This window comes from Pseudomonadota bacterium (assembly GCA_041395565.1).
Classification (GTDB): domain Bacteria; phylum Pseudomonadota; class Gammaproteobacteria; order UBA9214; family UBA9214; genus UBA9214.
The window spans coordinates 510133-530880 of the sequence record JAWLAI010000002.1 but is presented as its reverse complement, the minus strand read 5'-3'; the positions used below and the strand labels follow the sequence as shown (position 1 = coordinate 530880).

18 protein-coding genes are annotated in these 20748 nt (G+C 65.6%); 14 read left to right on the top strand and 4 right to left on the bottom strand.

Annotation, left to right across the window (positions count from 1 at the left end; all coding sequences use genetic code 11):
* Positions 1-38: 38 nt before the first annotated feature.
* From eno to truD, 5 genes are all read left to right on the top strand, one after another.
* A complete protein-coding gene (gene eno, locus R3F42_02625; protein MEZ5540918.1) occupies positions 39-1325 on the top strand; it encodes a phosphopyruvate hydratase in 1287 nt (428 codons plus the stop codon).
* Positions 1326-1366: 41 nt separating this feature from the next.
* On the top strand, positions 1367-1636 hold the full coding sequence (gene ftsB / locus R3F42_02620) for a cell division protein FtsB (GenBank protein ID MEZ5540917.1): 270 nt from the start codon (positions 1367-1369) through the stop codon (positions 1634-1636).
* A gap of 100 nt (positions 1637-1736) precedes the next feature.
* On the top strand, positions 1737-2465 hold the full coding sequence (ispD, locus tag R3F42_02615; GenBank protein ID MEZ5540916.1) for a 2-C-methyl-D-erythritol 4-phosphate cytidylyltransferase: 729 nt from the start codon (positions 1737-1739) through the stop codon (positions 2463-2465).
* A 154-nt stretch (positions 2466-2619) separates the two neighbouring features.
* A complete protein-coding gene (ispF, locus tag R3F42_02610; GenBank protein ID MEZ5540915.1) occupies positions 2620-3090 on the top strand; it encodes a 2-C-methyl-D-erythritol 2,4-cyclodiphosphate synthase in 471 nt (156 codons plus the stop codon).
* 331 nt (positions 3091-3421) lie between these two features.
* A complete protein-coding gene (gene truD, locus R3F42_02605) occupies positions 3422-4465 on the top strand; it encodes a tRNA pseudouridine(13) synthase TruD (protein ID MEZ5540914.1) in 1044 nt (347 codons plus the stop codon).
* A gap of 279 nt (positions 4466-4744) precedes the next feature.
* Here the strand turns inward: truD and R3F42_02600 are convergent, their stop codons facing one another.
* Entirely contained in the window at positions 4745-5293 is a 549-nt protein-coding gene (locus R3F42_02600) for a Smr/MutS family protein (protein ID MEZ5540913.1), read from the bottom strand.
* Between the two features lie 253 nt (positions 5294-5546).
* Between R3F42_02600 and surE the strand changes: the two genes are divergently transcribed.
* The 6 genes from surE to R3F42_02570 all read left to right on the top strand — a co-directional run bounded on the left by surE (position 5547) and on the right by R3F42_02570 (position 10379).
* Positions 5547-6290, top strand: coding sequence for a 5'/3'-nucleotidase SurE (surE, locus tag R3F42_02595; GenBank protein ID MEZ5540912.1), 744 nt, complete (start codon positions 5547-5549; stop codon positions 6288-6290).
* A gap of 7 nt (positions 6291-6297) precedes the next feature.
* On the top strand, positions 6298-6957 hold the full coding sequence (locus R3F42_02590) for a protein-L-isoaspartate(D-aspartate) O-methyltransferase (GenBank protein ID MEZ5540911.1): 660 nt from the start codon (positions 6298-6300) through the stop codon (positions 6955-6957).
* Complete coding sequence (locus tag R3F42_02585) at positions 6957-7535, top strand: YqaA family protein (protein MEZ5540910.1); 579 nt, start codon at positions 6957-6959, stop codon at positions 7533-7535. The genes R3F42_02590 and R3F42_02585 overlap by 1 nt, the downstream gene beginning before the upstream one ends.
* Positions 7535-8374: a peptidoglycan DD-metalloendopeptidase family protein gene (locus tag R3F42_02580; protein ID MEZ5540909.1), complete on the top strand. Its 840-nt coding sequence runs from the start codon at positions 7535-7537 to the stop codon at positions 8372-8374. The genes R3F42_02585 and R3F42_02580 overlap by 1 nt, the downstream gene beginning before the upstream one ends.
* 70 nt (positions 8375-8444) lie before the next feature.
* Positions 8445-9431 carry an RNA polymerase sigma factor RpoS gene (gene rpoS, locus R3F42_02575; GenBank protein ID MEZ5540908.1) on the top strand — a complete coding sequence of 329 codons (987 nt, stop codon included), beginning with the start codon at positions 8445-8447 and terminating at the stop codon, positions 9429-9431.
* A 129-nt stretch (positions 9432-9560) separates the two neighbouring features.
* Positions 9561-10379 carry a methyltransferase domain-containing protein gene (locus tag R3F42_02570; protein ID MEZ5540907.1) on the top strand — a complete coding sequence of 273 codons (819 nt, stop codon included), beginning with the start codon at positions 9561-9563 and terminating at the stop codon, positions 10377-10379.
* Between the two features lie 91 nt (positions 10380-10470).
* Here R3F42_02570 and R3F42_02565 read toward each other — a convergent pair whose 3' ends face one another.
* From R3F42_02565 to R3F42_02555, 3 genes are all read right to left on the bottom strand, one after another.
* Positions 10471-14766 (bottom strand): hypothetical protein, encoded by a 4296-nt coding sequence (locus tag R3F42_02565; GenBank protein MEZ5540906.1) that lies wholly within the window; start codon positions 14764-14766, stop codon positions 10471-10473.
* Between the two features lie 171 nt (positions 14767-14937).
* A complete protein-coding gene (locus R3F42_02560) occupies positions 14938-16059 on the bottom strand; it encodes a hypothetical protein (GenBank protein ID MEZ5540905.1) in 1122 nt (373 codons plus the stop codon).
* A 6-nt stretch (positions 16060-16065) separates the two neighbouring features.
* A complete protein-coding gene (locus R3F42_02555) occupies positions 16066-17385 on the bottom strand; it encodes an LssY C-terminal domain-containing protein (GenBank protein MEZ5540904.1) in 1320 nt (439 codons plus the stop codon).
* A 211-nt stretch (positions 17386-17596) separates the two neighbouring features.
* Between R3F42_02555 and R3F42_02550 the strand changes: the two genes are divergently transcribed.
* The 3 genes from R3F42_02550 to R3F42_02540 all read left to right on the top strand — a co-directional run bounded on the left by R3F42_02550 (position 17597) and on the right by R3F42_02540 (position 20724).
* Positions 17597-19144, top strand: a complete 1548-nt coding sequence (locus R3F42_02550) for a phosphatidylserine/phosphatidylglycerophosphate/cardiolipin synthase family protein (GenBank protein ID MEZ5540903.1) — start codon at positions 17597-17599, stop codon at positions 19142-19144.
* A gap of 288 nt (positions 19145-19432) precedes the next feature.
* Positions 19433-19963: a BON domain-containing protein gene (locus tag R3F42_02545; protein ID MEZ5540902.1), complete on the top strand. Its 531-nt coding sequence runs from the start codon at positions 19433-19435 to the stop codon at positions 19961-19963.
* A gap of 104 nt (positions 19964-20067) precedes the next feature.
* A complete protein-coding gene (locus tag R3F42_02540) occupies positions 20068-20724 on the top strand; it encodes a hypothetical protein (protein ID MEZ5540901.1) in 657 nt (218 codons plus the stop codon).
* The last annotated feature ends 24 nt before the right edge of the window (positions 20725-20748 follow it).

The window sequence follows — 20748 nt, the reverse complement described above, 5'->3', positions numbered from 1 at the left end:
TTTTAAGATCAAATAACCAACTGATATGTGGGGTTAAAATGTCGGAAATTTCAGGCGTCTTCGGGCGCGAAATCATTGATTCGCGAGGCAATCCCACGGTCGAGGCGGAAATCACCCTGGCCTCGGGCGTCGTGGGACGCGCCGCAGTGCCGTCCGGTGCCTCGACCGGCTCGCGCGAGGCCGTGGAGCTGCGCGACGGCGACAAGTCACGCTACGGGGGCAAGGGTGTCAGCAAGGCCGTGGGAAACATCAACACCGTGATTCGCGATGCCGTCACCGGGATGGAAGCCAGCGCCCAGGCCGAGCTCGACCGGGCACTGATCGACCTCGACGGCACCGACAACAAGGGCCGGCTCGGCGCCAACGCGCTGCTGGCAGTCTCGCTGGCCACGGCACAGGCCACGGCCAGCGAGCAGAAGATCGGGCTCTATCAGTTGCTGGGCGGGGATGGTCCGCTGCAGCTGCCGGTACCCATGATGAACATCATCAACGGCGGCGTGCATGCCGACAACAGCGTCGATCTGCAGGAGTTCATGATTCTGCCGGTGGGCGCAGGCAGCCTGCATGAAGCGGTGCGCTACGGTGCGGAGGTGTTCCATGCCCTCAAGAGCGTGCTGCACGGTCGCGGACTCAACACCGCGGTCGGCGACGAGGGCGGCTTCGCGCCGGACCTGGCCTCCAACGAGGCCGCGATCGAGGTGATCCTCGAGGCGATCGGCAAGGCGGGATTCAGCGCCGGCAAGGATATCTTCCTCGGCCTGGACGCGGCCAGTTCCGAATTCTACCGTGACGGCAAGTACGTGCTGGCCTCGGAAGGGCGCGAGTTCAGCTCCGCGCAGTTCACCGACTATCTGGCCGGCTGGGTCAGGCAGTATCCCATCATCACCATCGAGGACGGCCTCGACGAAAGCGACTGGGACGGCTGGAAGTACCTCACCGAGCAACTCGGCGACAAGGTCCAGCTGGTGGGTGACGACCTGTTCGTGACCAACACCAAGATCTTCCGCGAAGGCATCGACCGGGGTATCGGCAATTCCATCCTGATCAAGCTCAACCAGATCGGTACGCTCACCGAGACGCTGGAAGCGATACGCATGGCCTATGATGCCGGTTACAGCGCGGTGGTCTCGCACCGTTCCGGCGAAACCGAGGACGTCACCATCGCCGATGTCGCCGTCGGTACCACGGCAACACAGATCAAGACCGGCTCCATGTCGCGTTCCGATCGCGTGGCCAAGTACAATCAGCTGATGCGCATCGAGCAGGAACTCGGCAGCCTGGCGAGCTATGCCGGGCGCGCCGCGTTCCGTCATCTGGCCGGCTGAGTGCGTGTCGGCCTGCGGCGCGGAGGTCCGGGTACCAGGCGATGAAGAAGGTGGTCATCGTGCTGTTGCTGCTGCTGGTCTACCTCCAGTACCGCCTCTGGTTCGGTGACGGCAGCCTGCAGGAGGTCTGGTCGCTGCACCGTGAGGTGGAGTCGCAGCGCGAGGAAAACCTGCGCTTGCGCGAGCGCAACGACGCGCTCGATGCCGAGGTGCTGGATCTGCAGCAGGGACTCGACGCCATCGAGGAGCGTGCGCGCGAGGACCTCGGCATGATCAAGCAGGGCGAGACCTTCTACCAGGTCGTGGAATGACAATGGGGACAGACCACGTTTTATTACCCCTGAACGAAGCGAGCAGGCATAAAACGTGGTCTGTCCCCATTTTGCCGTCGACCGGCAACTCGCATGAGCCATGACGGCAGTACCTGCTGATGCACGTTACTGGGCGGTGGTGCCGGCCGCGGGAAGCGGTACGCGCATGGGTGCGGCATTACCCAAGCAGTACCTGCAACTGGGCGGCCGCACCGTGCTCGAACATACGCTCGATGCCCTGCTGGCCTGCGCGCCGCTCGCGGGTATCGTGCTGGTCGTGGCCGAGGGTGACGCGCACTGGGGCGACATCAGCAGCCGCTATGCCGGCCGCCCGCTGGTGAGCGTGACCGGCGGTGCGCAACGTTGCCACTCCGTTCGCAACGGCCTGCGCCACCTGGCCGGACTCGCGCAGCCGCGTGACCAGGTGCTGGTACACGATGCCGCGCGTCCCTGTCTGCGTCCGGATGACGTCAGCCGGCTGATCGCGGCCGTCGGCGCGGACGTCAACGGCGGCCTGCTCGGCATGCCGGTCGCCGATACCATGAAGCGCGTGGATGCGGATCAGCGTGTTGCCCGCACGGTCGAGCGCGCAGGCCTGTGGCACGCCTTGACGCCGCAGCTGTTCCGTATCGACCTGCTCGACGCCGCGCTGGCCGCCGCCATCGATGCGGGCGTGGCCGTTACCGACGAGGCATCCGCCATGGAACGCGCCGGATATGCGCCGCGCATGGTGCAGGGCAGTCGCGACAACATCAAGATCACCCTGCCGGCGGATCTCGCGCTGGCGGCGTTTTATCTGCACCACAGGAGCCCGTCCGTGTCATGCTGAACCAGCCGCGAGCGCACCATGTCCGGCACTTCGCGCGCTGCATCGCCGCGCGCAGTGCGTATCCGGCGCCGCCGGCGCTCGCGCAGGCCACGGCAGCGTGCCGCGTTCTCGTCTGGGCTCACATTACCCGGACAGCTTGCCGGGAGGGGGTGGCATGAGGATCGGTCAGGGCATCGACGCCCATGCCTTCAAGGCCGGCGGCACCCTGGTGCTGGGCGGCGTGATCGTGCCGTACCCGCGCAGTCTGGAGGCCCATTCGGACGGCGACGTCGTGCTGCACGCGTTGTGCGACGCCTTGCTCGGCGCGGCCGGTCTTGGCGACATCGGCCGGCATTTCCCGCCCGGAGATCCGGCCTATCGTGACATCGACAGCCGCGTGCTGCTGCGCAGGACCATGGACATGGTCGGCGAGGAGGGGTGCAGACTGGTCAATGCGGACATCACCGTGGTGGCGCAGGAGCCAAAACTCGGCCCGTATATCGCGACCATGCGCGAGGTGATCGCGGCGGATCTGAGTATCAGTGCCGACCGGGTCAACATCAAGGCGACCACGACCGAATATCTCGGCTTCACCGGGCGCGGCGAGGGTATTGCCGCCTTCGCCGTGGTGCTGGTGGAAGACTGAGCGCGATGGTGGATAGGGCACGCACGCAGCAGCAAAGGCGCCGGGAAATTCAATATAGGTTCGCCACAGAGTGATTAAGGCGAATCCAGGTTTTTGAAGCATCTGTAGGAGCGCGTTACATGCGTGAACGGCCGGGGTCACTCATGCGCGGGCACGGTCCGCTCTTACAGCTTGTGCTGTGTCCTGTCGCCATGTTTGCTCATGAGTACACTTGCTCGCGTCTCGCAACGAGGATGCAGCGGGTAGCGCGATGCAGGGGACACAGGGCACAGCATGTTGCTCTGTCAGCCGTCACTGTGGGGAGCGCTTTCCTTCCCCGTCTCGCTGCCGCATGACGACTGACTGGCTGGAACTTGCCGTGCACGGGCTCGCCCATGCCCACGGCGTGCCGCCGGCACGCGGCGTGCTGCGGCAGCAGCCGGAGGATTTCCGGGTCGTGGAACTGCCAGCGGTCGAACCCTCCGGCAGTGGCGAACATGTCTGGCTGAATATCCGCAAGCGCGATAACAACACCGAGCATGTCGCCACGTTACTGTCAAGATTCGCCGGCGTGCACCCGCGCGGCGTCGGCTATGCCGGCCTGAAGGACCGCCACGCCGTGACCGAGCAGTGGTTCTCGGTGCAGTTGCCGGGACGTGCGGAGCCGCAGTGGCAGGCGCTGGATTCGGACACGATCACGGTGCTGCGCCATGCGCGCCACACCCGCAAGCTGCAGCGTGGCGCCTTGCGCGGCAATGCCTTCGTGCTTACCGTCCGCGCCATCGCGGGTGACCGCGCCGGGCTCGAGCAGCGTCTGCGCCGCATCGACGCCGCTGGCGTGCCCAACTATTTTGGCGGCCAGCGCTTCGGTGCGGCCGGTGCCAACCTCGATACCGCCCTGCGGTTGTTCGACAATCCGCGCCTGCGCCTGTCGCGCAATCGCCGCGGACTGGCGCTGTCGGCGGCGCGGGCGCTGTTGTTCAACCGCGTGCTGTCGCGCCGGGTAGCCGCAGGCTGCTGGGATCACGCGCTGCCCGGTGATGCCATGCAGCTGGCAGGCACCCGCAGCTATTTCGTGGCGGACGCGATCGACGACGCGCTGCTGGCGCGTATCGCTGCCCGGGACATCCAGCCCACCGGGCCGCTTGCCGGTGCGGGCGACAGCCCGGTGCGCGGCGCCTGCCTTGCACTGGAGCAGGACGAGCTGGCAGCGCACGCTGCGATCGTGCAGGGACTGGCCGCAGCCGGTCTGCAGCAGGAGCGGCGTGCACTGTGCCTGATCGCGGCCGGCCTGTCCTGGCACTGGCCGGACGACACGACCCTGATACTGGAATTCTCCCTGCCGGCCGGCAGCTATGCCACCAGTGTGCTGCGCGAGCTGGTGCTGGAACAATAGGTTTGCGCTAGGCGGCCTGGAAAAGAGTCGCCGCAGCGGGCGCGGCGCCTACAGAATTCCCGTCTTTTCCGAGTCAGGTCTAACAGTGGTGGCGGCCGGCAGTCGTGATTTCCTGCAGACTAGAATATGTGCGGTAAGTGGTCCCGCAGGGACTGCAGCAGCGTACACCGCTGCGGTGTGCGCGCTCACCACAACCACTGATGTAGCCAGCAGATAGCTTTCTGTGTGCTCTGTGGCGATGCGCTCTGCTTGGCGTCTTGGCGCGAGCCGGGGTATTTGCTATTCGTGCCGCGCGCTGCGCAGCAGCACATACAGGGCGCCGGTGCCGCCGTGGCGGGCCTGGGCCGAGCTGAATGCAAGCACGTCGTGATGCTGACGTAACCAGCTGTTGAGGCGGTTTTTCAATACCGGTGCCATGCCGCTGCCAGCACCCTTGCCGTGAATGATGCGCACACAGCGGATATGGCGTTCGCCGCACAGCGCGATGAAGTCCACCAGCGCCTGGCGGGCGACCGCGCTGGTCATGCCGTGCAGGTCCAGCTCGGCGCGGGCCTCGATCTGGCCGCGCCGCAGGCGCTGCAGCTGGCGCTGCTGCACGCCGGGACGGGCGAAAAACAGCGTATCCTCCGGGGTGACGGTGCCGGGATCATAGGCATCCGAGAACGCATCGGTGCGCGCGGCATGCCAGTGCGCCGCCTGCCGGCGCGGCCGGGCCGGCGGCAGCCGCTGCGGTGGCTCGATCCGGTCGTGTGTCAGCGGCCGCACCGCGCCCGCCTCGTTGCGGAACAGGGCGACATCGTCGGCGCTGGGTTTCTTGCTGCGTGCCATGCCGGCTGGATTCCAGGGTGGGGAGGGGCAACCGTAACCGCAACACGGACAGCGCGCAAGCGGCAGCTTGCCAGTGTCCAGCCGGTGCCGGAATCCTTATACTACCGGCCATTAAATAACAAGCAGTGGTCGGGACGGGAGCGCCCATGGCAGCTAAGGCGGACGGGGCCGCAGCGATCGCCGCGCCGGCGGGTCTGCTGCCGCAATCCCGGGCGCTGCCAGCAACCCCGGTCTGCCAGAGGTGCTCAGCGACATGAACATTCTGATCAGCAATGACGACGGGTATCAGTCCCGTGGCATCCGCACCCTCGCGGATGCGCTCGCGGCGGTGGCCACGGTGCATGTCGTGGCGCCGGAACGCGACCGCAGCGGTGCCAGCAACTCGCTGACCCTGGACAGCCCGATCCGTGCCCGCAGCGCCGACAACGGCTATACCTGTGTCGATGGCACGCCCACGGATTGCGTGCATCTCGCGATCACCGGCCTGCTCGAGCAAGAGCCGGACATGGTGGTGGCCGGCATCAATGCCGGGGCCAATCTCGGCGACGATGTGCTGTATTCGGGTACCGTGGCCGCGGCCATGGAGGGTCGTTTCCTCGGTGCGCCGGCGCTTGCGGTCTCGCTGGCCGGCGACCGGCCCGTGCACTACGACACCGCTGCGCGCGTGGCGCTCGAACTCGTGCAGCGTGTGCGCGCCGGTACGCTGCCCGCCGACACCATACTCAATGTCAATGTGCCGGACCTGCCCTGGGCGCAGCTGCGGGGTATGCAGGCGACGCGGCTCGGACATCGCCACAAGTCCGAACCGGTGGTGCGGATGAAGGACCCGCGCGGGCGCACGGTATACTGGGTCGGGCCGGCCGGCAGCGAGCAGGACGCGGGACCGGGGACGGATTTCCACGCGGTGCGTTCCGGCTATGTCTCCATCACGCCGCTGGATGTGGACCTGACGCGCTACGAGGCCATGGACCGGCTGGCCAGCTGGCTGGCGGGGTGACGCGGCGATGATCACCCAGGAGCGCGGCATCGGCATGACCTCGCAGCGCACGCGCGACCGGCTGGTCGAGCGGCTGCGCGCCGAGGGCATCCGCAACGAACGGGTGCTGGAGGTGATCCGTGCCACGCCGCGCCACCTGTTCGTCGACGAGGCGCTGGCGAGTCGCGCCTACGAGGATACCGCGCTCCCGATCGGCTATAACCAGACCATCTCGCAGCCCTACGTGGTCGCCGCCATGACGGATCTCGTGATTCGCAACCAGCCCCAGACCGTGCTGGAGATCGGCACCGGTTCCGGCTACCAGGCCGCCGTGCTGGCCGCGCTCGTACCCAAGGTCTATACCGTGGAGCGCATCGAGCCGTTGGCGCGCCAGGCGCGCCAGCGCTTTCGCAAGCTGGGCCTGCGCAACATCCGCGCCAGCTATTCGGACGGTACCGCCGGCCTGCCGGAGTTCGCCCCATTCGACGCCATCATCACCACGGCCGCCGCGAACAGCATACCCGATGCGCTGCTGGAACAGCTCGCGCCAGAAGGCGGGCGCCTGGTGATACCGGTCGGTGGCCGCAACCGCCAGACCCTGACCCTGGTGACGCGCCACGGCGACGCATTTGAACGCGAGGACCTCGATCCGGTAACCTTTGTGCCATTGCTGAGCGGACAGGCCTGATGCGTATTTTCACCTGGCTCTATGACAAGACGATGCAGTGGGCGCGTCACCGTCATGCCGCCTGGTACCTGTCCGGCCTGAGCTTTGCCGAGTCTTCCTTCTTCCCCATCCCGCCGGATGTGATGCTGGCGCCGATGAGCATGGCACGGCCGCAGCATGCCCTCCGCTACGCCATGCTGACCACGCTGGCTTCCGTGGTCGGCGGACTGTTCGGTTACCTGATCGGGTACTACTTCTTCGAGCTGCTCCAGCCCTGGCTGCAGTCGTCCGCCTACTGGGACAAGTATCTGCATGCCCGCACCTGGTTCGACCACTGGGGTTTCTGGGCGATCCTGGTGGCGGGATTCTCGCCCATTCCGTACAAGGTGTTCACCATTGCCGCCGGTACGCTGGCCATGAACCTCCCGCTGTTCGCGCTCGGTTCGCTGGTGGGGCGCGGCGGACGCTTCTTCCTGGTCTCGAGCATGATGGCGTGGGGCGGTCCGCGCATGGAGGCGAAGCTGCGCCACTGGATCGAGTGGCTGGGCTGGCTGATGGTCGCGCTCGCGGTCGTGGCGTATTTCTACTTCAGAACGTGATGCTGTTGCGGAATGACATCCTGGCCTGCTGTTGCGCCGTGGTTCTGCTGTCCGGGTGTGGCACCGTCGCCAAGGCGCCGGTGTCCGCGCGCGGCACGGCACCGGCACCGCAGGCCCGGATCGTGCAGCCGCAGGGCGCCGCCGCTGTGCAGCGCAATGCGTCGGCAACGGACTACGTGGTCAGGCGCGGCGACACGCTGTATTCGATTGCCTGGCAGCATGGCCTGAAGATGAAAGAGTTGGCGCGACTCAACCGCCTGCGTTCACCCTATACCATCTATCCCGGTCAGCGCCTGCGGGTGCGGGCGGAATCCGGCTCAGACACTGCGCCGGTGGCGCGCGCGGCACCCGCGCGCCCGCCGCCGCGACCTCAACCGGTCCCGGCGCCGGGGCCGTCCGCGCCGGCAGCGACACCGGTGCCTGCACCGACACCGGCTAGCGCCCGTATGGCGGGGGATCGTCTCTACGATGGCAAATGGCAGTGGCCCACGCGCGGCAAGCTGTTGCGCGGGTATCAGGAAAATACCAATGGAAAAAAGGGTATAGACATCGGCGGCTATCATGGCCAGCCGGTCACCGCGGCCGCCGGCGGCAAGGTGGTCTATGTCGGGAGTGGACTTGTCGGATATGGCAGGCTTATCATCATCAAACACAATGACAGCCTGCTGAGTGCCTACGGCCATAACAGCAAGCTGGTCGTTGCCGAAGGTGATCAGGTCAGAGCGGGGCAGTTGATCGCAAACATGGGCAGCAGCGGTACCGACCACACTGCGCTCTATTTCGAGATACGCCGGGACGGCAAGCCGGTCGATCCCCTGCAGTTTCTGCCCAGACAATAATCCTGGCCGATCACCCGGGTCTGCGTCTGCCGCAGGTCTACAGGGAGCCAATAACAAGACGGTACAGCCCATGGCCAGACACAAGGGCATTGACGAATCGCACGATGACGAGCCCGCCGACCTCGACGCGGAGGGCGGTTCGGGCGCGCAGGACGAAGCGGCCGACGTCGATGCGGAGCCGGACGAAGTCCAGGAACGCCTTCCGGTCAGACGCCATGCCAGCGACAGCCACGATCCCACCCGGCTCTACCTGAACGAGATCGGCGCCTCGCCGCTGCTCACGGCGGAAGAGGAAGTCCACTTCGCGCGTCTCGCCCAGCGCGGCGACGAGGCCGCCCGCAAGCGCATGATCGAGAGCAACCTGCGTCTGGTGGTGAAGATCGCGCGCCGCTATACCAACCGTGGACTTGCCTTTCTGGACCTGATCGAGGAGGGCAACCTCGGCCTGATCCGGGCGGTGGAGAAGTTCGATCCCGAGCGCGGTTTCCGCTTTTCCACCTACGCGACCTGGTGGATACGCCAGACCATCGAGCGCGCGATCATGAACCAGACGCGCACCATCCGCCTCCCGATCCACGTGATCAAGGAAATCAACACCTACCTGCGCGCCGCCCGCTCGCTGGCGCAGAAACTCGACCACGAACCGAGCGCGGAGGAGATCGCCAGCCTGCTGCACAAGCCGATCGCGGATGTCGAGAACATGCTCGGACTCAATGAGCGTGTCACCTCGACCGACACCAGCATCCTGAACGACCCGTCGCGCACCCTGCTCGACACCATCGCCGACGACCAGGCGCCGGATCCCTCGGACTCGATCGCCGACGAGGACATCCATGTGAACCTGGAGGAATGCCTGGCACAGCTCACCGACAAGCAGCGCGAGGTGGTGGAGCGCCGGTTCGGACTGCACGGCTACTCCGTCTCCACGCTGGAAGAGGTCGGCGCCGAGATCGGCGTCACCCGCGAACGTGTGCGCCAGATCCAGATGGACGCGCTGAAGAAGCTGAAGAAGATACTGGAGCAGGAAGGCATCTCGTTCGAGTCGCTGCTGAAATGACGCTGCATCACGACGGTGCGGGGCGGCCGATGCGCAGTTCGTCTATCGGTTTCGCTGGCGCTTGCCGGCGGATCCGGCAGCGTGCATGCGGTTTGCAGCGGGCGCGGTGTGTGCTGATTCCATGACGCTATGCTGGACGAGACGCAGCGCAAACAGCAGATAAGGAAAACCTTCGATACCGTGGCCCGGGACTATGGGCGCGGGGCCAGCCGCTTTTTTCATATGAGCGGGGAGCTGATGGCCGCATTGCTTACGCTGCGGGGCAATGAGTCCGTACTGGACGTCGCCGCGGGTACCGGTGCGACCGCCTTGCCACTGGCAAGAAGACTGCCGCAGGGCAGGGTGGTGGCAGTCGATTTCTCGTCCGGCATGCTCGAGGAGGCAACCCGGTCGGCAGCGGCGCAGGGGTTGCGCAACATCAGCTTTCATTCCCATGACATGATGCAGTTGCCATTCGCAAGGCACAGCTTCGATCATGCCACCTGTGCGTTCGGCCTGTTTTTCGCGGATGACATGGGTGCCGCGCTGAAAACCATAGCCGCAACCGTGAAACCCGGCGGCAGGGTGCTGGTCAGCGGGTTCCGTGGCGACTCATTCCAGCCGATGGCGGCGCGCTGCCTGAACCGCTTGCGTGCCTACGGCCTGGAGGTGCCGGAGACCATAGCCTGGCAGAGAATGTCCGAGGCGGTGCAATTGCAGGAGATCTTCGCACAGGCCGGGCTTGATGCCATGCGTATAGAACGGCGTTCCATCGGCTATCATATCGGCCTCGATGGCTGGTGGGACGTGGTGTGGAATGCCGGTTTCCGCGGCCTCGTCGAGCAATTGGGTGACAGGGTCGCGGAGTTTCGGCGGGAACACCTGGATGAGTTGCGACCCTTGTGCGACGACAGGGGGTTGTGGCTGGAAATCGAGATCAACTATACCAGCGGCACCCCGGCAGCATGAGCAGCATCGGCGCCGGGCACGGTGCGCCGGGTCGCGCCAGCCCGCATGCTGCGCCGGCCTTGTCGCGGGCCGCTCGCTCCGGCGGCGCGGGTTACGGGGACGTATCCGTCGGGTATTCCAGCCGGGGTGGCTTTTCCTCCAGCCAGCGATGCCGGATGTTGCCGATCAGGCCCGAGATCGGACGAATGATACCGCCGAGCACGGCGCCCTTGCCGGCATCCGAGATGATGTCATCGAGATTCGACTCGGGATTCGCCGGCGTGCCGCGGAACTGGATCTGCGGGCCCAACCAGTACCCCCACGCGTCGTGTTCCGAAGACAGCAGGCCGAGTTCGTAGAAGATGGCGGCGCCTTTTTCCCGCAGACTGAGCTGGGCGTCCAGTGACAGCGGGCTTTGCAACACGTCCGTGCCGGGCTGATAGCTGATCCCGCCGCTGGCGGTCATCAGTACCTCGGGATTCTGCACGACATACTGGCGGATCTTCACGTCGCGCGAGGTATCGCGCGCGAGTTCCACGACCACCTTGTCATAGTCGACCTCCTTGATGTAGTTGACCAGCCGCGACACGGCGCCAATACCGAACAGCCCGGTTGGTACATAGGAGACGATCTCGCCGAAACCGCCGGCCAGCCCGGTGCTGCCGCCCACCAGCGGGCTGTCGGGGTCGAGCAGGCGGAACACACCATTGCTGCTCTGCAGGCGGGCATCGAAGAGCAGATTGTTGCGGTATTGCGTCATGTTGGGCGACTGGCCGTAGGCGTCGATGCGCACATCGAACAGGCCTTCGGCCTGGGGTGTGGCCCCCGGCGTCAGTTCGCGAAAGAAGCGCGCAAGGTCGAACTGATCAACGCTGGCACTGAGATTCAGATCGTAGGGCAGCTCGCCGGCGTTGAAGTGCAGCGTGCCGTGGGCGTCGATGGGGCTGTCGTGGAAATGCGCCTCGAAGTCGCTCAGGTCGAGCCGGTGGGGCAGCGATTCCAGCTGGCCGCGAATCCCGGTGAATTCCAGGTAATCGGTGTAGAACAGCCGGTCCATGCGCATGGCAACCTGCAGGTCATAGTCGGTCAGGTCCCAGATTGCATGCCGGTCCGGTGCCGTGACGTTCGCGCCAGCGGTCGGCGTGAGCGCCGTGTCGCCCGCCGCAGGCGCCGAATCCGCCGTCTGGTCGGGATGGTGCCCGGCGATGAGCTGGAGCGTGTTCAGGATATCGTTCAGATAGAACACGGGGCTGTCGATGCTGATGGCGACATCGTGGTTGTCGCCGGGTTGCGCCCTGTGCACCGCGGTGATGCCGAGCGTGCTGCTGCCGGATCTGCCTGCCGTCGTCACCGGCGCCGTGATGGAAAAACCGCCGTCCGGATCGAGCTGGCCGTCGATCTGCCAGCGTATGGTCTGCAACGGCAATTCGCGTCCGCCCGTGAGGTCGTGTACGCGCGCAGTTGCGGACAGCCGGCCCGCGCCGTCCAGTTGCAGCTTGGCGTCCAGTACACCCGTCTCGAGCGTGTGCCCCGGCAGCAGTGCGGGCTGGTCCAGCAGGCCGGGTAACTGCAGCGCGAGCTCGGCGCGGACGGTTTCGGCGCGCGTGCCCATGTCTCCACCGCGCAATGTAAGTTCCGCCTCGCCCTGCAATGCCGCTGTGGTGGGGTCATTGTCGAAGCGGATGGCAAGGTCATTCAGGCTAGCGCGCAGCTCGTCACCGCGCAGTACCGCTGCCGTCGTGGCGGAGAACGTGAACGGACGCACCCGTGTCTTGCCCGCAGAAGTCAGCGTCAGCCCCCTGATCTGCAGCGTCTGCGGTGTGCTGACCGAGACGGCGCGGCCGTCGGTGTCCAGCACGACGCGTCCGTCCGCACTGGTGATGCTGATGCCGTTGGCGGCGAGGATGTCGGCAAACGGTTCTGGAGTCAGGTTGCTGACGGTGAAGGCGATCTTGCCGCGGCTCCCGCCGAGCGCTGAGCGCCGGGTATTGAGCACGGTTGGAATCCTGATCCCGGCGTCCGCCTGCAGGGCGATGCGCGGTTGCGCGTCGGTATAGAGCAACGCGGCTGACAGCCGGCTGATATCGATCCGGTTGCTGTCCTGCGCGAGGCGGTAATCCGCCTGGAGCCGCGCCGGTGCGCTCAGAGCCGCCTGCAGCCGGCCGGCCAGCAACGGCTGCCGTGACAGTGCTTCCAGGTTGACCTCCAGGTGTCCCGCGGCCTGCAGGGGCCGGTCCTGCGCCGGCAGCGTGAGCGAACCATCGCCACTGATCAGGATCTCGTCGCCGCCGGTCACACGCAAATTACGGTAATCGAGGGTGGTGCCATCCGCCGTGCGCTGCATACTCGGCAGCACGCTGACGCTCACGGCATCCAACAGTGCGCCAGCGCGTCCGGTCACGGTGACACCGGCAAGGCGAAACGCGCCGTCCGGTTTCAGACTCACCACGCCCGGTGTATCCGCCGCCAGCGTGAAATTCGCGCGGTACAGTCTGCCGCGCAGCGTCGTGTCGGGCACGAACGACGAGAACCAGCTCAGCGGAATGTCGCTCAACGCCAGGGTCGCCAGCGTGCCGCTGTCGTTGCCCAGCTGCAGCCCCCCGTTCGTGTCCGTCAGCAGCAGTGCCTGCTTGAGCTGCAGACTGGCGATTTTCCTGTCCTTGCCGCTCGTGATGCCGGCATCCAGTTGTTCGACTCGCATGGTACCGTGCTGGCGCAGCAGGCGGGTCTGCGCGTTCACGGCCAGCTGTTGCGGCAGGCTCTGGTTGCGGATGCGTTTGCCGGTCAGCAGCGCGGCGAGGTGATGCATGGCAAGATCGGTTTGCAAACGTGCCTGGATCGATCCGGCTGCGGTTCCGGACAAGGGCAGTCTCAGGGCGGCGTTGCCGCGTGCCAGATTGTCCCTGCCCGTGTTCAGCTCGAGCTTGTCGAGCGTGACCTGCAGGATATCCTTGTTGTAGCTGGCGCCAGCCAGCACCGACAGGTTGATGTCGCGCAGCGTCCTGCCGTCGGCCTGCCGGATCTCCAGCCCCTGGACACGCACCGGCTTGAGCGGCTTGAGATGCAGTGTCGCGTCGGCGTCGGTGGTGATGGCGAAGGCGCCGGTCAGTGTGCCGGCCGCGATCTCCTGCTCCGGCAGCAGCACGTCGAACCAGGGCAGCGGCACGACCGGCAGTTCGAATTCCAGCAGGGTCTGTTCGCGGTGCAGGAAGGCGTCGATGTCATTCAGCGGCACCTGCAGGTTGGCCGGCAGCCGGGCGGCGAGCGGGCGTGTGCTGTCTTCGTCCGTCAGGCCGCTATCGAGGGTTTCCACCAGCAGCTGCCGGTCAGGCAGCAGGGACACGCGCAGGTTGTTCTCCAGGCGCAGTCGTTCGGGCAGACGGGCGTTGTTCGCGGTCTCGCGCAGTTCGCTGACCAGCAGGTCGCTGGTGATGGTCAATTCACCGGTCACGGCGGCGAGATTGAAGTCCAGGCTGCCGGTCAGCGTCTGCTCTGCCGGTGGTACCGCCGTGGCGCCGGTATAGGGCTGGACCAGGCGTTCATTCGCGGCGACGCGATAGCGGCCGGCAAACAGGCCGGTATTGCCATCGTAATCACCCTGCAGCGCGAGCCGGGCGCGCGGTTCACCCGCGTTGTCGTCCTGACGCAGGACGAGTGTGACGGCTTCCGCCGGGTGCTGCTCGGTGGCAGCCGTGGACTGCGCCGGTTTCACGTCAAGCTCGATGTCGGCACGTTCCGGCGCCGGCAGGGCCGACAGCGCGGCCGTCAGGGTATGGAAGCTGGTCAGATCCCTGAATCTGCCGCGGTGGAGCTGGGCGAGGTAGATACGGCTGTCGATGTCGATATGGTCGGCGCCGGTGCCGGTGCGCAGGCTGGCCTGCAGGTAGAGCCCGCCGGTGGCCCCGGGGCGGATGCCGCTGCCGGTGATGCTGGCACTGACAGTGCGGTTGGCAGGCAGCACGATCTCGATGTTGCTGTCCGCCCGCAGCAGTCTGTAGCTCACCCCGTGTGCAAGCACGGCCAGCGCGCCCGGGAAGATACCGGGCGCTGTCTCCGGTGCAGTGTCCGGAGGCGAGAATTCCTGCAGATCCGCGTGTACGTCGCGCAGCAGCAGTTTGCTGACATCGAGCTCCAGCCGAAGCAGGGACGTGAGGCAGAACCGGAGTTCGCCCTGCGCGATCCGGACGCGGGCGCCACGGTATGCCACGACGAGGTGGTCGAAGGACAGTGACCAGGGGGTCAGTTGTACGTGCCCGATCTCCAGTTCATCGACCAGCGGACCGGCCTGTTCCAGCAACAGGCGCTGCTGAACATCCGGGTTGAACAACACGCTGGCGGTGACGGCCAGCAACAGGAGCACTGCGGCCGGGACGTAGAATAGCGGGCGCTGGAACCGGCTCAATTGCATGGCGGCTGCTTATTCCTTCTTCTGTGCCGGTGCTGGCAGGACACTGAACCAGAAATGATTATAGCTGCTGATGGCATGGCGTGCAGTGCTCATGCGGCGCCCCGGTAAGCCCGCAGCCGTCCGCCAGCCGCAAACCGGCGGGCCATGCAACCGCTGCCGCGCGCAGGGGGCTTACTCGGTATCGAGCAGCAGATCTTCCTCGATGAGCCGCAGCACGGATTCGTAGAGCGCCTCGCGGGGATAGGCATTCTGCTCAATCAGGGTCGCACCCGCCAGTGCGTGGCCGCGCGCGATCGGCAGCGCAACCGCCCAGTGATCTGCATTCAGGTATGCCATCAGCGCGCTGCCGGGGATGAACTGGTCGTAGAAGATCAGCTGGCTGTCATTGCGCGCATCGACGCGTGCGAGCTTGCGATAACTACCCTGCAACAGACCGGAGATGCGTGCCGGTTCGGGGTATGTGATGAGCGAGTAGTAGCGCACGCCCGGGACCAGCGCATGGCTGGCCAGCCACGCCTGGCGCGCGTCCGGGCGCAGGTCGGCAAGCGCGCCGTCCGGGTAGTTCCGGCAGGTGGCGCCGGGAAAGTAGCGCATGAGGTCGAGCTGTGCCTCGCGCATCGTATTGGCCAGCGGTGACCCCCCTACCGCACCGGCCACGCTGACCACCGCCGCGATGCGCGGACGCAGCTCGGGATACTCGGCCAGCGCCTCCAGTGTATCGACGGCGCCCTTGGAATAACCGATCAGCACCAGGTCCGGCGTCGTAGCGGCATGCGGCATGGCGATTATCAGATCACGGATGCGGCGGGCGTTGTGCGCGCTGCCGGCCAGGCCTTCGATGGCCAGTGTCTGCATGTCGTAGCCGATAGCGCGCAGGTGGGCAGGAATACTGTCCTGGGCGTTAAGCCACTGGGCAAAGCAATCCCATCCCAGGCCCGGTACGAACACGGCCTTGAGGGGACGCCGCGCCGGGCCGAGCCTGACTGGCGCACCGCTGGCGGCGGGTTCATCACCGAGCCGCGTCAGCGCATCATCGCAGGGCCTGTAGTCCGGTACGCCGTCCCGGTCCGCCGCGAGTACGGCGCAGAGGATTTCGCGGAAGCGCGCGCGCCGGTCCTGGCCCTGGTGCTGGATCGCCGGTACCCGCATCTGCGGCGTGGTCGCCGTGTTCCATGGCTGCAGCGGCGCCGCGCATCCCGCCAGCGACAGCGCTGCCAGCAGCGCGGCTCGGCCGCGGCAAGCCGCACGGCGGTGGATCGTGCGGGCGCCCCGGGGCAGGTGCATGGCAGGCATGGCGGGTTACTGGTCGAGCAGTGCCGGGATCATGTGCTGCTCGCCCTTGCCTTCAAGTATCGGATCGGCCGATTCGTTCCAGCCTAGGTCCTGGGCCAGGTGCGGCGGCAACGGCTGGCGGGAAACCCACAGCACCATGCGCATGCCATCGGTGATATACGGGTCGTCGGTGAGGTTGTGACGGGGTTGCGCCTCGGTGGCCACGCCGACCCCCTGCACGAAACCGAAGCGGCTGATCGCATCGTGGTGCAGGAGGCTGTGAAACAGGTATTCGCGTGCCTCGTCCACCACCGGATCGATTACGTGCGTGGTGAGCGAAGCGGACTTGGCGGTCATTTTGACGCCGATGTCGCGGCTCACCTGTCCGATCCAGACCGGCTCTCCCTCGCAACGGAACGGCGCCAGCCACAGGCGCATGTGATTGCGCTGCGAAATCGTCGAGCGGCCACGCTGGAGTGCGAGATCCTGCTTGCGTCCCAGGGCATACAGCGAGCTGACCGGCGCGGTGGGAAAGGCGGTTTCCTCGATCGCGGCGCCGATCATGCGGCGGATGCTGTCGATGGTGATCGCCTCGGTGAAATCCCAGCCACTTGCGGTCAGCGCGGCGACCACATCCTCGCCGCGGCCGACCAGGACGAGGTTCAGCGGATCGCCTTCGCCGGTACCGGATGCCGTCGTGGTGCAGCAGGGCAGTGTCCGCAGCTGCGCCCGCAGCTGCGCCGCGGTCAGGTCCGGCAGGGTGTCGACCTGCTCGTACAGGTTGCGCAATGCCGATTTCTCGTAGTCGAAGCTCTCCGTCGGCAGCAGCATGGCGAAGCGCATGCGCACCGCGTGCCGGTGACCTGACAGGCGCACGTCGATGAAACGGCCGCCACGCTTGTAGGAGGCATAGATATAACCCTCGTGCGTGGTGTGTGCAGGCGTGAAGAACGACAGTGCGTTGCTGCGGAAACGCAGCCGGTTTGCGCTGCGCTCGGCGCGGGGCAGTTTCGCGCCGGTCACCAGTGCGGCCTCATCCGGCGAATAGTAATCCGGATCGACCGCGATGGGCATCAGCCAGTAATCCACGTCAGTGGCGTTGTCGATACGCAGCCAGATCGGCTGGATGTCATGTCTGGCCAGCGCAACGCCGAAGAAGTGCGAGGCATCGTCGTCGGTCGGGATCGACACCTCCACGGTGACGCCGTCCTGCTCGAGGCGCTGAATACGGCCCAGCTGCATCGGCAGATTCTGGTCGGCAGCCGGGTCGTGGGCAGGGCCTGTTGCACAGCCGGACAACAGCACGGCGGCAAGCAGCAGTGCCGCCAGACACGGCAGTACCCTCAATCGGAAACCGTCCGTGGCAGCGGCCGGGGCTGGTCCGGGCAAGCCGGTACAGGCGCGGGTCGGGGCGGGGCTGGCAGCTTTCATAATGTCGAGTTTATCTCTATTCTGCCATTTTCCACAGAACCGGCGTGGTCGAACATTCATGCGGCACCCGTTTAACACTGCCCGGAACCGGGCCCTGTCCCGGTGCTGTCCGGGACGTCTACCCGCGATGCTTGCTGCCGCATGCCTGGTGGTGCTGGCCGGTTGCAGCGCCGTGCCATCGGCTCCGCCGCAGGAGCCGGCGGCGTTTATCGAGGCCACGGCCACCACCTCGGTTCTCGGTCCAGACAGCCGGTTCGCCGGCAGTGCCTATCCGGACGTCGGCCTGAGCGGCCTGTTCCCGGTGCGCGGGCCGGATGCCTGCAAGCTGGCCGTGCTGACGGGGGGCGAGGACTCCTTTGCCGTGCGCCTGGCGGCCCTGCAGGCCGCGCAAACCTCCATCCGCATCCAGGCGCTGGTGTTCAAGGGCGACGAGTCGGGGCTGCGCATCGCCGAGATACTGAAACAGAAGAAGGCCGCCGGTCTGGACGTGCGCGTCATCGTCGACGCATTCTCCAATCCCTGGCTGCAGACGCAATGGATGTACTTCGACCTGAAACAGCACGGTATCGAGGTCGAGGGCTACGAGGCCATGGCCCTGCAGTGGCTGAACGAGGTGCCGATCCCGGTACTGACCCCGCACTACGATCCCGAGCAGCTCGACAAACGGTTCCACGAGAAGATGTGGATCATCGACGGTGAAACCAGCCACGGAATCGCTGTCACCGGGGGCCTCAATATCGGAAACGAATATTTCCGCGCCAATCCCATGGATCCGGATTTCACCTGGCGCGACCAGGACGTGGTGGTGCGCGGCGACATCGTGCATGACCTGGTCGCCGCGTTCGACCGCAATTTCGACTATTTCATCGGCGTGAAGCAGCGCCGTGGCATCTTCAACACCAACCGCTACTGGGATGCCACCCGCGCCGTGCTCGACAAGACCGGTATGGTGCCGATCTCGTATACGACCGACCCTGAGATCGTGGCCAGCGTCGCGCGGCTCGAGGCCCGGCAGCCGGCAGCGGTGTTCAGACCGGCCACCTGCCGCTTCTTGCAAAGCCGGCCGCGCCTGCGGGAAAGTTACATCCAGCAGGCCTATATCAAGCTGATCGAGCAGGCCCGGCACGAGATACTGATCGCAAATGCCTATTTCGTTCCCACGCCGACGCTGTCGCGCGTGCTCAAGGCGGCGGCGCAGCGCTGTGTATCGGTACGGCTGATCTCCAACAGTCCGGATACCAACGATCTGCCCGAGATCAGCCTGGTCGGCCGCGGTTATTACAAGGAGCTGCTGGCGGTCAACGACACTGCCGCCGTGCATGCCTGTCACAATGGCGATGCCGGCATTCGCATCTGGGAATGGACCGGGCAGGGTGGGGGCGAGACGACGCGCAACCAGGGCACCATGCATTCCAAGTTCGCGGTATTCGACGGCCGGCGCAGCCTGGTCGGCTCCTACAACCTCGACCCGCGCAGCGAGAAGCTGAACAGCGAAACCGCCATGGTATTCCTGGAGCCGTTGCTGTCACAGCAGCTGCGTACGGCATTTTTCGACAACGACATGAGGTACAGCCGTGAAGTGACACCGGAACTGGCGGCCGGATTCGAGGCGCCGGAGGATATCATCCGGCGTTTGCGCAAGTCGTTCGGGGAACTGTTCGAACAGCAGCTGTGACCCGGGCCGACTGCCGCAGCAGTTGCGTGCGACGCAGTGCAGCAGCGCCGAACGGGCGGCACGCAGCACCCGGCTGCAGTCAGCGGCGCGGCAGACGTGGAAGCATGAGACAGGTGGCGGTGTCAGGCTAACCGCGTGCATGGATAAACCGGCAATCATGGACTAAGCTTGCTGCCAGGCAGGGCGCCGAACGGGTGTGCCGCCAAAACCAGTGAACGGGTTGTGCCCGTATCTGCCTGTATGTGCAGACACACGAATAAGACCAACATCTTGATTCAAGGAGGAAACATGAAATCCAGTGCGGTTGCGCTATTGCTGGGTCTGGCTCTGTGCGCGGGGCCGGGACTCGCTGACAAGAGTGCGGGCCAGGTCGTCGACGATGCCGCCGTCCAGGCGCGGGTCAAGGCCAGGCTGGTCGATGAAAATTTCTTCGGCGGCCTGAATATCAATATCGAGATTCGCCGGGGCGTGGTTCAGTTGGGCGGTTTTGTCGATGACGCCGCGAGCGCGACCAAGGCAGCGAATACCGCACGATCGGTCGAGGGTGTGGTCGCCGTCGACAACCAGCTGCACGTCAAGGAAGGCAAGGCATCCATCGGGCAGATCGTCGATGACCGGGTGATTTCGACCACGGTCAAGGGCAAGCTGGCGAACGCCGCGCTCGGTACCGGCTACAAGGTCAATGTGGACACCTACAACGGCGTCGTGCTGCTGACCGGTTTCGTCGATTCGGCCGCGACCAAGGCCAAGGCCGCTGATCTCGCGAAGGAGACCAGCAACGTCAAGCAGGTTATCAACGGCATCCATGTCATGAATTGAACCGGCGCGCTGTGCCGGCGCAATCCCGGTGCTGCAAAAGGGCGGTCTACCCGCCCTTTTGTTAGCCTGCACTCATGCTTTTCCCGATCCAAGGAATGCCGATCATGAGCAAATGGACGATGCTTCCTGGCGTGTTTGCCGCGTTCGCAGCCATGGCCGCTTCGGCTGACTCGACCGCGGCGCGCTGCGACATCTATCCGCGCGGCTCGGACAGGCTCAGCACGATGCTGGCCTGCACGTTTTCGCAGCGCCAGGGTGCGATCACCATTGCCCGCAGCGACGGTGTGACCTACGAACTTGCGCCGGTCGGGGATCAGCCTGGCAACTACCGGGACCAGGACGGCAAGCCGGCATACCGGCAAAGCGGACTCGGCGACCAGGGGCAGATATTCCGTCTTGCGCGGGAAAGCGTCTACGTCTACTGGGATACCTCAGCCTTGCACCCGCAGGACGCTGTGGACAACCCGACCGCCCCGTTCACCACCGCCGATTACGATGCCACGACACTGTTGCGTTGCCGTGCTGCCGGCGCGGGAGACTTCGGCAGCTGCCCGGCCGGAGTCCTGCGCATGGCGGACGGTCAGGCATCGATAGTCGTACTGAGCCCGGGGGGCGAGAAATTCACGATGAACTTCATGCAGGACTACGTGAATGCCAGCAACCGGGAGGTGAGCGCCGAGTTGAATGGCGATACCTGGACCGTGACGCTGAGCGACGGCGAAACCTACGAGGTGCCGCTGGCTGCCATTGTCGGTGACTGAGGCGAAAGCCTGGCCGGAGGTGTG